We start from the raw sequence: 13,905 nt of genomic DNA, 5'->3' as shown, positions 1-13,905 counted from the left end.
CCGCGTCAGCCTATGGCTTGCCCCGAATGGCCAGGGCAGCGCGGGCCGTAAAGCGTTGCGAACCCCTCCCGCGCCCCCTCGCGAACGGCGCCGGGAAAACCGGAGACTAGCATGGGAATACCGGTGCTCGAAGGCGCGCGAATCGGCGCCTATATCGTTAAGCAGCATCTTCTCGGCCGCAAGCGTTACCCGCTGGTGCTGATGTTGGAGCCGCTGTTTCGCTGCAACCTCGCCTGCTCCGGTTGCGGCAAGATCGATTATCCCGACAAGATCCTGAACCAGCGTCTGCCCTATGAAGACTGCATGGAGGCGATCGACGAATGTGGCGCGCCCGTGGTGGTGATCGCCGGCGGCGAGCCGCTACTGCACAAGGACCTGCCGAAAATCGTGCGCGGCGCGCTCGACCGGAAAAAGTTCGTCACGGTCTGCACCAACGCCCTGCTGCTGGAGAAGCGGCTCGGCGAGTTCCAGCCGAGCGACGCCTTCAACTGGTCGATCCATCTCGACGGCGACCGCGAGATGCACGACAAATCGGTGTGTCAGGACGGCGTTTACGATCGCGCCGTCAAGGCCATCGCCGCCGCCCGCGTCAAAGGCTTCAAGGTCAGCGTCAACTGCACCCTGTTCAACGACGCCGATCCCGAGCGCGTCGCCAACTTCCTGGACACGCTGAAGGATCTCGGCGTCAACGGCGGCGCCACGGTCGCGCCGGGCTACGCCTACGAGCGCGCCCCGGACCAGCAGCACTTCTTGAACCGCACCAAGACCAAGGAGCTGTTCCGCGCCATCTTCCGCCGGGGCAATGGCGGCAAGAAGTGGGATTTCTTCCAGTCCTCGCTGTTCCTCGATTTCCTCGCGGGCAACCAGTCTTATTCCTGCACGCCCTGGGGCAATCCGGCCCGCACGATCTTTGGCTGGCAGCGGCCGTGCTATCTGCTCAACGAGGGCTACGCCTCCTCGTTCAAGGAGCTGATGGAGACGACCGACTGGGACAGCTACGGCGTCGGCAATTACGAGAAATGCGCCGACTGCATGGTGCATTGCGGCTTCGAGCCGAGCGCGGTGAAGCACGCCATCGGCAACCCCTGGGCCGCCATCAAGACGGCATTATTCGGCGTCGATACTGAGGGCCCCATGAAGCCCGATATTCCCCTCGACAAACAGCGGCCGGCGCGCTTCACCTTTACCGCGCAGGTCGAGGAGCGGCTGAACGCCGTGGTCGAAGCCGAAAAGCTCGCCAAGCAGGCTGCGGCAGCGGAGTAGCGAGCGCATGGCGGCGCCGGCTTCGCGCGCCGTCAAAATCAGGCCGGGCAGATCGCCCGGCCGCCGCGCCAGCTTGCGCAGCACGGCCGGCACATTGGTCGAACCGTCGGGATTCATGCCGACCAGGGCCGATTGCGGCAGCGCGCGGTGATGCGGATCGGCCACGGCGCGCAGCGCGATGAAGGGAACGCCCTGTTCGCGCGCATAACGCGCCGCGCCATGGGATTCCATATCCACGGCGACGGCGCCGGTGGTCTTGTGCAGATGCGCCTTGATGCTGTGGCAGCCGATCATTTCGTCGACGCCGGCGATGGCGCCGATCCGCGGATTGGGAATCTTGCGCGCCAGGCTCTTGAGCCAGCGGGCGTCGGTTGGGTAAATATCGTCGGCGATGATGGCGTCGGCGAGAATGACGTCGCCGCATACATGGCCGGGCGCGATGCCGCCGGCGATGCCAAAGCTCATCACGGCGTCGATGGGTCCGGCGCGCTTGAGCAGGTCGTAGGTTCGCTGGGCGGAGCCGCCGCCGACGATGGTCAGGGGGGCGGCTGCGGCTCGAGCTTCCTGCTTGAGGCCGACGACAAGGGCGATACGTGGGGACACGGCAATCTCCGGACCCCCTCAGCTTTCACAAAATTGTGATCGGCGGTCAAGCTGTTGGGACAATTTTAACTGAAATGTGGTTTCCCGGCGCCGGATTTCTGGCGCGGCTTTTTGACACGCCGGATTGCCTTCCGGTTTCGGCGGGCTTGCCGCCAAAAACCGCTTTCCAGTAGCAAACATCATGCACTAAAAGGGTTTTCGCGCGGGCGTGGCGAAATTGGTAGACGCAAGAGACTTAAAATCTCTCGGCCGTATGGCCGTGCCGGTTCGATCCCGGCCGCCCGCACCAGATCGGCCCGGCTTTAGAAATGCGCCTGGCAGAAGCCCATGAAGGCGCCGCCCGCCACCAGCCCGATCATCAGGAAGGCGCCATTGCCGACGACGCCCAGGCCCTTGTCGCGCAGCACCGAATGAACCGCGTAACCCAGAATGAGGGTCACGCCGAGCATCACGGGCAGCAGAACCGCAAGATCGATTGTGTCTGACGAATGGTCCATGACATCTGTCCCTGAGACGGATGGCGGGCGCGCGCGCCGGTCGTTGCAATGCTAGCGCAGGTCGGTGAAGGACGTCTGGTCCGTCGCGGCCGGCTGCGCGCCGCCCTGTTCCGCCTCCTCATCGGGCCAGCGCGCGCGCAGATAGGACCGCCGCGCCGGATCGGCCTCGGCGAATTCGACGCGGCCGCCCTTCATGCGCGCATGGGCGCATTCCTCCGCGCGCCCACCCGCCCGGGCGCTTTCCTCCGGGCTGAGATCGCGGCACACCCAGTCGTCCTTGCGGCGCCAGCCGCCGACCCACAGAGCCACCGTCTGGCGGGCGAGGCGGGACGCCTCGAACAGCAGGCCGTTCGGGGCGAAAAAGGTTGCGGCCCTGTCCTCGTCCTTGCGCTGGCGCAGCAGCAGCGCGCCGATGAAGCCCCGCGCGCCGGATTGGCCGCCTTGGGTCTGGGGCCCTTGGCTCTCGGTCCCTTGGCTCTGGGTCCCTTGGGTCCATTCGGCGGCGGGCTTGCCCTCAAGCAGCGGCACATAGCCGGGAAAATTGCGAATATTGCCCCGCAGCAGTTTCGCCTCCTGCGCGCCAAATCCTTCGACATGGCCGATCAGGGCGCCCTCCGGCAGGCCGGCGATGCGATTGGGCAGGTCTTTGGGCGGCCCCTTGCGCAACTCGTCGTTCAGGCGGACGGACAGGGTGAAGCATTCGCGCGAGTCGGCGCCGAGGCTGCGGCACAGGCGGTCGCCCTCGCGGGTCCACAGCCGGGCGTCGATGCGCGCGCCGCCATAGTCCCCGACGACGCCGCGTCCCGCGAAATAGACGGAGCGGCGCTCGCCGTTGGGGCCGGTCACCTCCAGCGTGTTGTCGACTATGGCGGAAATGGCCGCGAAACGCGCCAGCGTCGGCGGCGTCGGCTCCTGCGGCGGCGGCGCGTTGCGCTGTTCGGCCTCGGCCGCCTTCTGCGCCATGTCCTCGCGCCGCTTCCTTTCGGCGGCTTCGGCCGCCGCGGCGGCGGAGGGCGGCGGGGCGTTCAGATTGGCGCCCTTGGGCGCCGCCTCTTCCGACCCATTGTTCTCAAAAGCCAGATCGGCTGGGGCCGCGCCCTTCTTCTTTTCAGGCGCGTGCTTCGCGAAAGCAAAGGTTCCCGGCGCCTTGTACTGAACGAACAGACCGCCGACGAAGCCAACGCCGATCAGCAGGGCGATGACCCGGAGCTTGTAAGGATCTTGCTTCATGGGATGACTCAAATGAATGAAGTGGCGTCACATTGGCGCCCAAGGCTTAAATCAAGGTATAATTTGGCCGTCGGCCGGGTTGCCCCAGCGTCGTCGTCGGCCCCGAACGGCCGCGCGAAAGAAAAGCGGGCGGGCGAACCGGAGTTCGCCGCGTCTGTTCGGAGAGATCGGCCTCAAGCGGCCAGATCGTTTATTTCGCCAGTTCCACGCGGGGATCGTAGGGCTGGCGCGCCTGCATTTGCCTCGCCACTTCCTCGAGGTCGGCCCAACCGCCGTCCGGCAGGGTGATGCGCAGGGTGATCAGCAGGTCGCCCGCCGGATGGCCGGCGCTGGCCGGGAGGCCCTTGCCGCGCAGGCGCAGCGTCTTGCCCGAATTGCTTTTCGGCGGCAGCGTCAGCTCGACCTTGCCGCCCAGCGTCGGCGCCTCGATCTTGCCGCCGAGCACCGCTTCATAAAGGGTCACCGGCAGGTCGAGCCGGAGATCGCGCCCGTCGATACGGAAATGCGGGTGCTTCTGAATATGGACGGTCACCATCGCGTCGCCGGCGTGGCCGCCGCCCGAACCGGGATGGCCCTGGCCGCGCAGGCGGATCTGCTGACCCTCCTCGACGCCGGCGGGAATGGCGATCTCCAGGGTCTTGCCGGCCGGCGTGAGCACGCGGGCCTTGCCGCCATGCAGGGCGGTTTCCAGCGAAACATGCGTGTCCAGCGCGACATCCGCGCCGGGCTGGCCGCCGCGCCCGCCGGGAGCGGCGCCGCGTCCGCCGCCGCGTCCGCGCTCGCCGCCCCTGCCGAACAGGTCGGAGAACAGATCCGCCGCGTCGAACGGCCCGCCGCCGCCGAAATTGAACTCGAAAGGCTGGCCAGCGCCTGAGCCGGCCGGGCCGCCGCCATAGGCGCCGCGCCGGAACCCGCCGGGACCGGCGCCGAAGCCCTCGAAGCCGCGCGGTTTGCCCTCGGCGTCGATTTCGCCGCGGTCGAAGGCGCCGCGCTTCTTCTCGTCGCCGAGAATCTCATAGGCGGAGTTGATCTCGGCGAATCGTTCCTTCGCCTTGGGGTCGTTGGGATTCTGGTCGGGATGGTGCTGTTTGGCGAGTTTGCGGAACGCCTTTTTCACATCCGCCTGCTGGGCGTCTTTGCCGACGCCAAGAATTTGATAGGGATCGCGCATCTCTCAAGCCCATCTTCTCGCTGGCCCTTGAGCGGCGCCAGCGGCGTGTCTTCGTACATTATGTGGTCTTGAACGCGGCCGCGCGCAAGGGGTTGCGTCAGGCGCGGTTCAATCGGCCTTGTGGATTTCTTTCAACGTCCAGTCCGCGTCCTTGTCGCGGCAGGCGGCGCCGGCGCGGCTGTCGACGCCGGCGGCGGTCTGGAAACGCGCCGAAAACTTGCGGCAGATCACGCCATTGTCGGGATAGGCGAAGCCGACCGGCGTCACCATCCCATGCGCCTTGCTCACCGGATTGTCCCAATGCACCGTCGCCCCGTTGCCCTGCGGATCGAGCGCGATGCCGAAGGCGCCGAGCGCGCGCCGACGGTCCTCCGCGTCGAGCGCGGCGGGCAGGGCGGCCTTGGCCGGCGCGGGCGCGGGCGCCGGCGCGATCGAGCCGGTCGCCTGCATGTCGACGTCAGGCCCCAGCGGGCCGGAGCAGCCGAACAGCGGCGCCAGCGCCGCCGCAAGACACGCGCGAACGCAAGCCGCGTGGACGAGCGGAAAAAAAAGCAGCCCGCGCGGCGGCGTTTTGCTAGGAAGGGAACGCGAACGTACAAGCAAGCGGGCGTAATCCGGAGACAAATCCAAGGCATCATCCGATGAACGCATTAACGGCTGGTAACCCTAAACCAGAGCATGAACCTTTTGGGCTGTTCGCCCGCTGGATCGAGGAGGCGCGGGCCAAGGAGATCAACGATCCCGAGGCCATGTGCGTCGCCACGGTGGACGCCGGCGGCCTGCCCAACGCCCGGATGGTGCTGCTGCGCGGCCATGACGATCAGGGATTCGTGTTTTACACCAACAGGCAAAGCGCCAAGGGCGAGGAGCTGGAGGCGCGGCCGATGGCCGCCGGCGTGCTGCACTGGAAAAGCCTGCGGCGCCAGTTCCGCTTTCGCGGGCGGGTCGAGCGCGTGACCGAGGCCGAATCGGACGCCTATTTCGCCGGACGGCCGCGCGAGAGCCGAATCGGCGCCTGGGCCAGCCAGCAGTCGCGGCCGCTCGAAAGCCGTTTCGCGCTGGAAAAGGCCGTCGCCGCTCAGGCCGCGCGCTTCGGGCTGGGCGAGGTGCCGCGCCCGCCGCATTGGGGCGGCTACCGCATCCGGCCGGTGGAGATCGAGTTCTGGACGGATAAACCGTTCCGGCTGCACGAGCGGCTGCGGTATCGCCGCGACGAGCCGCAGGGCGACTGGAGTTGCGAGGCGCTGTATCCGTGACTGACGATTCCGCAAGCCAGGCGCGGCGCCTCTATCCGGCGCAGCCGGCCCTGGCGGTGAGCATCGCCGTTTTTCGCGACGGCAAGGTGCTGCTGGCGACCCGCACCGGTCCGCCCTATGCGCGCCGGTTCACCCTGCCGGGCGGGCTGGTGGAGACCGGGGAGACGCTGGAGGCGGCCGCCTTGCGCGAGTTGCGGGAGGAAACCGGCGTGCTCGCGCGAATCTGCGCCTTCAACCAGCCGGTCCAGCACATCCAGCGCGACGCCGCCGGCCGGATTGAGCGGCATTATGTGATTCTCTCCTTCGCCGCCCATTGGATCGCCGGCGAGGGGCAGGTGGGCGCCGAAGCCGGCGAAATTCTGTGGCGCAGCCCCGACGATCTCGCCGATCTCGCGCTCACGCCCAATCTGGTCGGCGTCGTCGCCGACGCCCGGCGGCTGGTGGAGGCCAAGCCATGAAGGCCGTTGTGAAAATCGCCGCGTTCTGCGCGCTGGCGGCGGCTCTGGCGCCGGGGGCGCCGGCGCGCGCGCAATTCTTTCCCTTCTTCGACAACCGCCCGCCGCCGCCGCCGCTCGTGGTTCAGCCGCCGCGCCGGATCGTCCCGCCGAAACCGCCGAAGCCGCGCCCCAAGCCCGCGCCGCACAAGCCGGCGGCGGTCAAGGCCGAGCCGGCCAAGCCCGCGCCCGCGGCGGCGGTCGAGGCGGCGCCGCCGGCCTATCAGCCGCAGCTTCTGCGCCTGTCGGAAATCATGGGCGCGCTGGCGGCGCTCGACCCGCTGTGCGGCGAACCGGCCGGCAAAGCCGACGGCGCCGGCTGGCGCGCCGCTATGCAGCGGCTGATGGAATCGCAGGACGCCGGCCCGCTGCAGCGCGAACGCCTCGCCGGCGCCTACAACCACGGCTTGCGCGGCTACGAATATTTCCACAGGAGATGTACGCCGGTCGGGGAGCTGGCGCGCCGCCGCCTGCTGGACGAAGGCGAGCGTCTGGCACGCGAGATCACCACTCAATACAGCGAAAAATAGAAATAAAACAAAGTTTTGGGCGTCAGGCTTCGGTTCGCGGGGGCCTGACGCGCGTCGCTCTGATCGCGTTAACCTTTTCTTAAGACCCTTCTCGCCAGCGACGGGGATCACGGTTAAGCTTTGCGCATGATGACCCCCTACGATTCTCAAGATCATATGGAACTGTCCGGCGCCGAAGACGAGCGCCGGGCCGCCTTGGCCTATGTGACCGAGGCCTTCGCCGAGGCCATTCTCGCGGGAATCGAGAGCGAAAGTTTCGCGCATGCCGCGTTGTTCGCCGCGCTGCAGGAATTGGTGGAAACCTATGGCGAGGAGGCCGTGGCCGCCTTCGCCGGCCGCCTGCCGGACCGAATCGTCGCCGGGGAATTCACCACCGCCATGAAGCACTGAACGCCGGCGCGTTCGTTTCGCGCACGGCGCCACGGCGAAATAAGGCGACGGCTCAGCGCGCCGCCAAAGCCGGGCGGAAGCCGTCGAGCACGGCGCTCCACCAGCGCCGCCAGAGCTTTCGCGCGGACGGATTGCGTCGCGCCGCCAAAACCGGCGGGCGGAAATTCAGAATTGCGGGCAGGGGCTCGGCGTCCAGCGTGGCGAAGGCGCCCCGCAGCCGTTCGCCGTCGCGGCGCCATTGCGCGACGCGCCGCGCCGCCTCGGCGTCCCGCTCCAGCCAGCCTTCGACCTCGGCGCGCCGCTCCGGCGCCAGCACGCCATCGGCATAGCCGTGCAGATCCGACTCGCACATGTGGGCGGCGGCGCGCAAATGCGGCTGGCGTCGCCCCGACAGCGCGCTGGTCAGCTCGGCCCGCGCCCGCGCCAGCCGCGCCAGCGCCTGGGCGGCGCTCATGTCGAGCACCAGGCCGATGGCGTCGTAATCCAGACGTTCCAGCGCCGCCAGCGCCAGCACGGCGCGCGATTCGAACGGCAGGCGCGGCAGCGCCAGCGCTTCGGGCGCCCAAGGGAAATGCCTCGCGAAACGCCGGTCGCCGCGACCGCCCGCCGCCCGCCTGTCATAACAGGCCGCGCCGGCGTTGCGGACCAGTTCGCCCGCCATCCGGGTCAGGCGGCGCAGCAGCGCCAGACGCAGCGCGCCCGGCGGCTGCTCCGCCAATTCCTCGCAGCTCAAAAGCCCGGCGCGCCAGAAACTGAGCAGGGCCTGATGGGCGAGATCGTCAGCGTCCTGATCGGCGCGGCGGCGCCCGCCCGCGCCGCCCTCCGCCACCGGCCAGCGGCCGAGCAGCGCATGGGCGTAACGCCGGGCGCTCAAGGTCAGGCTGAGGACGCTCTCACTCATCCGCGTTCTCTCCGGCTCCAAGGCGTTTCCCCCAAACTCCCCGTCCGGTTTGTGACGGAGCGATTCAATTAATGTTAATATATCGTAAACACTCCCATGGGTCATCTCCAGCCGCGCTGGAGCATTCTTGCCGTTTATCAACGGATTCGGCCGGGGGCGGGCCCGTGAACGGCGGCGTCGTGGCTCTTGCTTCCGGCGGCGGGCGCGGGTAAATGCCCGAAAAGCGCAATTGTGGATGCATTGCGGCGCACGGGATTCGTGCCGGCGGGCCGCAGGCGAAACAGGCATCGGGATTGTTAATGACGATGATTACAGAGGAACCCGCCGCCCTAGCGGTTCAATCGGGCGTCCTGCGCGGCAAGCGCGGATTGGTGATGGGCCTCGCCAACAACCGCTCGATCGCCTGGGGCATCGCAAAAGCGGCGCGGCTGGCCGGCGCCGAGATCGCTCTGACCTATCAGGGCGAGGCGCTGGAGCGCCGGGTTCGCCCGCTGGCGGCCGAGCTCGACGCCCATGTGGTCGGCGAATGCGACGTCACCAATGGCGCGTCGATCGACGCGGTGTTCGAGGCGGTCGACAAGCTGTGGGGCGGCCTGGATTTCGTGGTCCATTGCATCGCCTTCTCCGACAAGGACGAGCTGACCGGCCGTTATGTCGACACCAGCGAGGCCAATTTCACCACCTCGCTGTCGATCTCCTGCTATTCCTTCACGGCGGTGGCGCAGCGCGCCGAAAAGCTGATGAAGAACGGCGGTTCGCTGCTGACCCTCACCTATTACGGCGCCGAGAAATGGATGCCGCATTACAATGTGATGGGCGTCGCCAAGGCCGCGCTGGAGGCCAGCGTGCGCTATCTCGCCGCCGACCTCGGCGAGAAGGCCATCACCGTCAACGCCATTTCCGCCGGCCCGATCAAGACGTTGGCCGCCTCCGGCATCGGCGACTTCCGCTACATCCTCAAATGGAACGAATATAACGCGCCGCTGCGCCGCACTGTGACCATCGAGGAAGTCGGGGAAAGCGCGGTGTTCCTGCTCTCGCCCATGGCGCGCGGCGTCACTGGCGAAATCCTGCATGTCGACGCCGGCTATCATGTCGTCGGCATGAAGAACCCGAAAGCGCCTGACATCGGCGACATCGTGAAAAAGGACTGAGTCGCTGGCGCCGCCGCTGTTCTTTCTGCGTCACGGCGAAACCGACTGGAATGCGGAAGGGCGGCTGCAGGGCCAACAGGACGTCGGTCTGAACGCCCTTGGCCGCCGCCAGGCGGCGCAGGCCGGCCGCAAGCTGAAGAAAATCCTCGCCAGCCACGGCCTCGAACCCGCCGCCGTGTCCTGGCAGGCCTCGCCGCTGGCCAGAACCCGCGACACCATGATTTTGGCGCGCGCGGAGCTGGGCCTGCCGGCCGAGGGCGTCGTGTTCGACGAACGCCTCAAGGAATTCACCTTCGGGCGCTGGGAGGGTAAGACCTGGCCGGAGGTCTGCGCCGAGGATCCCGTTGGCGCAAAAGAGCGGGACCGCGATAAATGGGGATTCCGCCCGCCCGGCGGCGAATCCTACGCCGATCTGGCGCTACGCTTGCAGCCCTGGCTGGAGGCGCAGCAGCGGCCGGCGGTGGTGGCCTCGCACGGCGGCGTCGCACGCGCCCTGATGCACCTCATCGGCGGCCTCGTCGTGGAGCGCGCCCCGAACGCCGACATCTGGCAGGGGCGGGTGCTGGTGTTCGCGGCGGGGCGGTTCGACTGGATTTAGGCGGACGCCGCCGTCTATCGCGCCGCCCTTCGCGCCTGCGCGTGATGGGTCGGCGACAGCGACGCGCCGAATCGCCGCAACACCGCGCTGACGTCATGGGCGATGTCGAACTGGTCTTCGCCGCGCAGCCATTGTTCGAGCAGGCCGAGCACCAGGCCGCAATAGGCGAGGCCGGCCAGCTCCGGGGTCCAATGCTCGGACAATTCGCCCCGTTGCGCCGCCACCTCGAACACCTTGACCACCGAGGCGCGCAACCGGCGCTCGAACGCGCGCTGGCGCTCCGGCTCGCCGAGCAGCGAGAAGTTGAGCAGATAGGCGCAAAACTGCTTGCGCCGGGGATCAAGCTGAATGTGCGAGATCACCACGATCGTCTCGGAAATCAGCGATCCCAGGGAATCGACGGTCTCATCGACCTGGAGGCGTTCGGCGAGTTGTCCGATCGGCGATTCCATGCGGTCGCGCAGGGCGTGCAGCAGCCCCGACTTGTTCTGAAAATGCCACTGGATGGCGCCGCGGGTGATTCCCGCCGCTTGCGCGATCACCTCCAGGGCGACGCCCTCGACGCCATGTTCGAGAAAGAGTTTTTCCGCGACAGCCAAAATATTCTCCCGCGTCTCCTCGGCTTCCCGCCTGGTCCGCTTCATGATCGCTCCTCACACCAAACTTTTCAGGGCGCCGCGGCCGCCGTCTCGCGCGCCTTGGATGCGGATCGCGCCGTCGCGCGTTATATACATGCGCATGTATGTTTATCTGTCAAACGCCGCCGCGCCGCCCGCCAACGAAAAAACCGGCGTAATCTTGCGATTACGCCGGTTTCGGGTCGGAAAGCCCGGAAGGGCGGGCGCCGCGAACCCTAGAAGTGGTAGTTCACGCCGGCGCGCAGCACGCTGAGGTCGACGCTGTTCGACACCGTGTTGGGGGCGCCGAAGAACTTGTTGTCGCCCATCGAGGCGTAGAGATACTCGCCCTTGACCGAGAAATGCGGGGTGATGGCGTATTCCATGCCCACGCCGAGCGCCCAGCCATTGGCGATATGGCTCTGGTCGAAGCCGAGGCCATTGCCCGACAGCGCGCCGCGCACATTGGCGCCGGCATAGCCGCCGGTTCCGTAGAACAGGGCGCGGTCCATGGCGTAGCCGACGCGGGCGCGGGCGGAGAAGAAGTTTTCCACGACGCCGGTCGAAGACGCATAGGGGCCGGGCGTGGCGGAATCGGCGACATGGCCGAAGTCGAAATCCGCCTCGGCGCCGACGACCAGCTTGCCCTGCTGGTAATTATAGCCGCCGGTGAAGCCATAAAGGCCGCCGATCGGGCTCTTGCCGAAATAGCGTTGGCCGCCGTCGAAGCCGCCCAGGCCAAGGCCGGCGTTCACGCCGAGATAGAGGCCCGTCCAGGTAAAGGTCGGCGCATAATCGTAGGGGGCGGGCGCTTCCTTGCGATAGGGCAGATCGGCGGCCTGCGCGACAGAGGCGAACGCCATCGCCCCGGCGGCGGCGATCAGGACCTTTTTCATACTCAGCACTCCATTCGCCGGTCCTTTACGGCCGGGCTGAAGCGATTTAGAACTGTAAAGGTTGTTGGGGCGTAAAAATAAATGGTGAACGCCGGTTAGTGAGTGTGGTTTTGGTAAGGATAAAAATTGGCGAATCGAATATAAAGTATTTTATTGAAGTTATATGGGTTGAGGGTGTGGGTTACGTTTGGGATCGCCTGCGAAGAGGGTGGGGATTTTTCTGAATATTTTGGTTAACGCAATGTTATTATGAAGAATGTCGTTATTTAAGCGGAGGTCGTCGCCCGGACGCTCAATCCGCGCTGGGCAGGCGGCGCATGGTGAATTCGATCTGGCCGTCGGACAATTCGCGCCAGCTTTCGATCTCGGTCATATAGGCCGCCTTCGGGAAATCGTCGAAGAACTCGCGGGCCTTCTCCCGCGCCTTTTCGCGCGGCAATGTGAAGGATTCCCGCCGCCAGCCGTCCGAAGGCGGCCGTTCGCCGGCGCGCGCCGACCGCCGCGCCATGCGTTCCGCCAGTTCGCCGGGATGTTTGTTGCTGAGCGCCATGGATAGAGCTTTCGACCTCCGGACAGCCGCCTGACGGCCGGATGCGTTCCGCTGCGCGCATCCTTCGCAAGACCATGATGCGTTATGACGACAATACGCCGCGATCTCGACTCTTATTTTCCGAAAATTCGACAAAAAGCCATCGTTCCGACCGCGGATCATGCGTTACGTCGCAGGACGCGTCCAGTTGGAATCCGGCGTCGCCGCGCAGGCCTGTTCGATCAATTGGGTTACCTTTTGCGGGTCGCTGGGAAATCCCGCGCGAATCCACAAAGCTTGCAGGGTCTTCAGCGCCGCGCCGAGCTCCGGCCCCTTGGGAATCCCGCGCGCGCAAATGTCGGAGGCGCGGAAGGGCGGGCGCGGCGGCGGCGTGTCGCGCAGGAAAACCTGCGCCTGGGCGAAGCCCGATTCGGTCGCGGCGGCGCCGATTTCGGCGCGCACGAGGTCGAGCCCGTCGCGCGCGCTGTGCGGCCCCAGATGGAACAAAGCCTCGCGCAGCGACGCGGCGGACGGCGCGGCGGTCGCGCCATGCCAGAAGGCGGCGGCGCGCGCGGCGCCGGCCAGCCGCTGTTTTTGCGCATTGGACAGCCGCAGCGCGCGCGACAGCGTTTCGGCGTCGCGCGCGCTGTGCAGCGCCAGCGCCGCCAGACTCAGCAGGCCGTCGCCGCGCTGGCCCTGCGGCCGCAGGTTTTTCAGCCGCGCCGGCCAGGGGGCGACGCCGAGATAGCCGAGCAGCCCGGCCTGCGCCATGCGCTCGGCGATGAAACCCGCCCGCGGCGCCGCCAGCAGCTTCAATGTCTCGGCGCCGAGTCGCTCTCGTGAAAGCGTGTCGAGTCCGTCGCGCAGGGCGACGCAGGCGTCGAACCCGTCGGGGTCGAGACCCGCCCCGTAGCAGGCGGAAAACCGAAAAAACCGCAGGATGCGCAAAAAATCCTCGGCGATGCGCCGGCGCGGCGCGCCGATGAAGCGCACCCGGCGGGCTTCCAGATCGGCGCGGCCGCCGACGGGATCGTGCAGCAGGCCGCGCCAGTCGAGCGACAGCGCATTGAGGGTGAAATCGCGGCGTTGCGCGTCCATGGCGAAATCGCGGCCGAACCGCACCTTGGCGCGGCGCCCGTCGGTTTCGACATCCTCGCGCAAAGTGGTGACTTCGAACGGAACGCCCTCGACGATCACCGTGATCGTGCCATGCTCGACGCCGGTGGGCGCGACCTTGAGGCCGGCCTTTTGCGCCCGGCGCGCGTTGACGTCGGGCGGCGCCGTCGAGGCGAGGTCGATGTCGCCCACGGGTTCGCCGAGCAGGGCGTTGCGCACGGCGCCGCCGACAATGCGCAATTCCTCGCCGTCGCGGTCGAGCGCGGCGAACACGCGGCGCACGCCGGGCCGCGCCAGCAATGGCGCGAGCTTTTCGGCGTCGCTCATTGGAAACGCCCCGGCAGCAGCCGGCCGTTTTCCACATGCGCCGGGGTGTAGGCGCCTTGCTCCGGGCCGAACAGGGCGAGGCTGGCGAGGCCGGCCATGGCCAAGGCGAGCCCGGCCAGCGTCAGCCACGACAAGGCGCCGCGCGACCACGACGCCGCGATCAGCGGATGCCGCGCGCGGAACATCAGGAAGGCGGCGTAACAGACGAAAGGCGTCAGAAACAGGCCGATCGACTCCAATATTGCGCGCGTCATCCGACCTCGCTCGTCACTTGCGGAAAATATGGCCGGCGCCAGGCGGCGCGGCGGCGGTCAGGAAACACAGAATTTTGAG

The 13,905-nt window shown here is 67.2% G+C and carries 17 protein-coding genes, 1 tRNA gene and 1 pseudogene; 8 read left to right on the top strand and 11 right to left on the bottom strand.

Annotated features, from left to right (window positions below):
• The first annotated feature begins 111 nt into the window (after positions 1-111).
• Entirely contained in the window at positions 112-1,263 is a 1,152-nt protein-coding gene (gene hpnH, locus CFB24_RS15080; protein ID WP_088521462.1) for an adenosyl-hopene transferase HpnH, read from the top strand.
• Positions 1,264-1,419: 156 nt separating this feature from the next.
• Here the strand turns inward: hpnH and CFB24_RS23945 are convergent.
• Positions 1,420-1,866: pseudogene (locus tag CFB24_RS23945) on the bottom strand (phosphorylase family protein); the annotation flags it as partial.
• A 202-nt stretch (positions 1,867-2,068) separates the two neighbouring features.
• Here CFB24_RS23945 and CFB24_RS15070 point away from each other — a divergent pair.
• Positions 2,069-2,155, top strand: a tRNA-Leu gene (locus tag CFB24_RS15070).
• Positions 2,156-2,168: 13 nt separating this feature from the next.
• Here CFB24_RS15070 and CFB24_RS15065 read toward each other — a convergent pair.
• The 4 genes from CFB24_RS15065 to CFB24_RS15050 all read right to left on the bottom strand — a co-directional run bounded on the left by CFB24_RS15065 (position 2,169) and on the right by CFB24_RS15050 (position 5,367).
• Entirely contained in the window at positions 2,169-2,363 is a 195-nt protein-coding gene (locus tag CFB24_RS15065; RefSeq protein WP_088521460.1) for a hypothetical protein, read from the bottom strand.
• A gap of 51 nt (positions 2,364-2,414) precedes the next feature.
• Complete coding sequence (locus CFB24_RS15060) at positions 2,415-3,593, bottom strand: hypothetical protein (protein ID WP_088521459.1); 1,179 nt, start codon at positions 3,591-3,593, stop codon at positions 2,415-2,417.
• 190 nt (positions 3,594-3,783) lie between these two features.
• Positions 3,784-4,764: a DnaJ C-terminal domain-containing protein gene (locus CFB24_RS15055; protein ID WP_088521458.1), complete on the bottom strand. Its 981-nt coding sequence runs from the start codon at positions 4,762-4,764 to the stop codon at positions 3,784-3,786.
• A gap of 108 nt (positions 4,765-4,872) precedes the next feature.
• Positions 4,873-5,367 (bottom strand): RT0821/Lpp0805 family surface protein, encoded by a 495-nt coding sequence (locus CFB24_RS15050; protein ID WP_244593203.1) that lies wholly within the window; start codon positions 5,365-5,367, stop codon positions 4,873-4,875.
• Between the two features lie 38 nt (positions 5,368-5,405).
• On the opposite strand from CFB24_RS15050, the gene pdxH reads away from it, so the two are divergent.
• The 4 genes from pdxH to CFB24_RS15030 all read left to right on the top strand — a co-directional run bounded on the left by pdxH (position 5,406) and on the right by CFB24_RS15030 (position 7,434).
• Entirely contained in the window at positions 5,406-6,020 is a 615-nt protein-coding gene (gene pdxH / locus CFB24_RS15045; protein ID WP_088521457.1) for a pyridoxamine 5'-phosphate oxidase, read from the top strand.
• Positions 6,017-6,478, top strand: coding sequence for an NUDIX hydrolase (locus CFB24_RS15040; RefSeq protein WP_088521456.1), 462 nt, complete (start codon positions 6,017-6,019; stop codon positions 6,476-6,478). The genes pdxH and CFB24_RS15040 overlap by 4 nt, the downstream gene beginning before the upstream one ends.
• Complete coding sequence (locus CFB24_RS15035) at positions 6,475-7,044, top strand: TIGR02301 family protein (protein WP_088521455.1); 570 nt, start codon at positions 6,475-6,477, stop codon at positions 7,042-7,044. The genes CFB24_RS15040 and CFB24_RS15035 overlap by 4 nt, the downstream gene beginning before the upstream one ends.
• 156 nt (positions 7,045-7,200) lie before the next feature.
• Complete coding sequence (locus tag CFB24_RS15030) at positions 7,201-7,434, top strand: hypothetical protein (RefSeq protein ID WP_244593202.1); 234 nt, start codon at positions 7,201-7,203, stop codon at positions 7,432-7,434.
• A gap of 52 nt (positions 7,435-7,486) precedes the next feature.
• Here CFB24_RS15030 and CFB24_RS15025 read toward each other — a convergent pair whose 3' ends face one another.
• Positions 7,487-8,335 (bottom strand): anti-sigma factor family protein, encoded by an 849-nt coding sequence (locus CFB24_RS15025; RefSeq protein WP_088521454.1) that lies wholly within the window; start codon positions 8,333-8,335, stop codon positions 7,487-7,489.
• Positions 8,336-8,640: 305 nt separating this feature from the next.
• On the opposite strand from CFB24_RS15025, the gene fabI reads away from it, so the two are divergent.
• Positions 8,641-9,489, top strand: coding sequence for an enoyl-ACP reductase FabI (fabI, locus tag CFB24_RS15020; protein WP_088521535.1), 849 nt, complete (start codon positions 8,641-8,643; stop codon positions 9,487-9,489).
• A gap of 4 nt (positions 9,490-9,493) precedes the next feature.
• Positions 9,494-10,087, top strand: a complete 594-nt coding sequence (locus CFB24_RS15015) for a histidine phosphatase family protein (RefSeq protein ID WP_088521453.1) — start codon at positions 9,494-9,496, stop codon at positions 10,085-10,087.
• 14 nt (positions 10,088-10,101) lie between these two features.
• On the opposite strand, the gene CFB24_RS15010 is transcribed toward CFB24_RS15015, so the two are convergent.
• From CFB24_RS15010 to CFB24_RS14990, 5 genes are all read right to left on the bottom strand, one after another.
• Positions 10,102-10,731: a TetR family transcriptional regulator gene (locus tag CFB24_RS15010; RefSeq protein ID WP_088521452.1), complete on the bottom strand. Its 630-nt coding sequence runs from the start codon at positions 10,729-10,731 to the stop codon at positions 10,102-10,104.
• 209 nt (positions 10,732-10,940) lie between these two features.
• Positions 10,941-11,600: an outer membrane protein gene (locus CFB24_RS15005; RefSeq protein ID WP_088521451.1), complete on the bottom strand. Its 660-nt coding sequence runs from the start codon at positions 11,598-11,600 to the stop codon at positions 10,941-10,943.
• Between the two features lie 292 nt (positions 11,601-11,892).
• A complete protein-coding gene (locus CFB24_RS15000; RefSeq protein ID WP_088521450.1) occupies positions 11,893-12,150 on the bottom strand; it encodes a hypothetical protein in 258 nt (85 codons plus the stop codon).
• A 165-nt stretch (positions 12,151-12,315) separates the two neighbouring features.
• On the bottom strand, positions 12,316-13,572 hold the full coding sequence (locus tag CFB24_RS14995; protein ID WP_088521449.1) for a CCA tRNA nucleotidyltransferase: 1,257 nt from the start codon (positions 13,570-13,572) through the stop codon (positions 12,316-12,318).
• Complete coding sequence (locus CFB24_RS14990; protein WP_088521448.1) at positions 13,569-13,826, bottom strand: DUF6111 family protein; 258 nt, start codon at positions 13,824-13,826, stop codon at positions 13,569-13,571. The genes CFB24_RS14995 and CFB24_RS14990 overlap by 4 nt, the downstream gene beginning before the upstream one ends.
• Positions 13,827-13,905: the final 79 nt, after the last annotated feature.

Origin of the sequence: Rhodoblastus acidophilus (assembly GCF_900187365.1) — a bacterium.
In the GTDB taxonomy this organism is placed as follows: domain Bacteria; phylum Pseudomonadota; class Alphaproteobacteria; order Rhizobiales; family Beijerinckiaceae; genus Rhodoblastus; species Rhodoblastus acidophilus.
The sequence above is the reverse complement of the archived record's forward strand: the minus strand, read 5'-3'. Positions and strand labels throughout refer to the sequence as shown.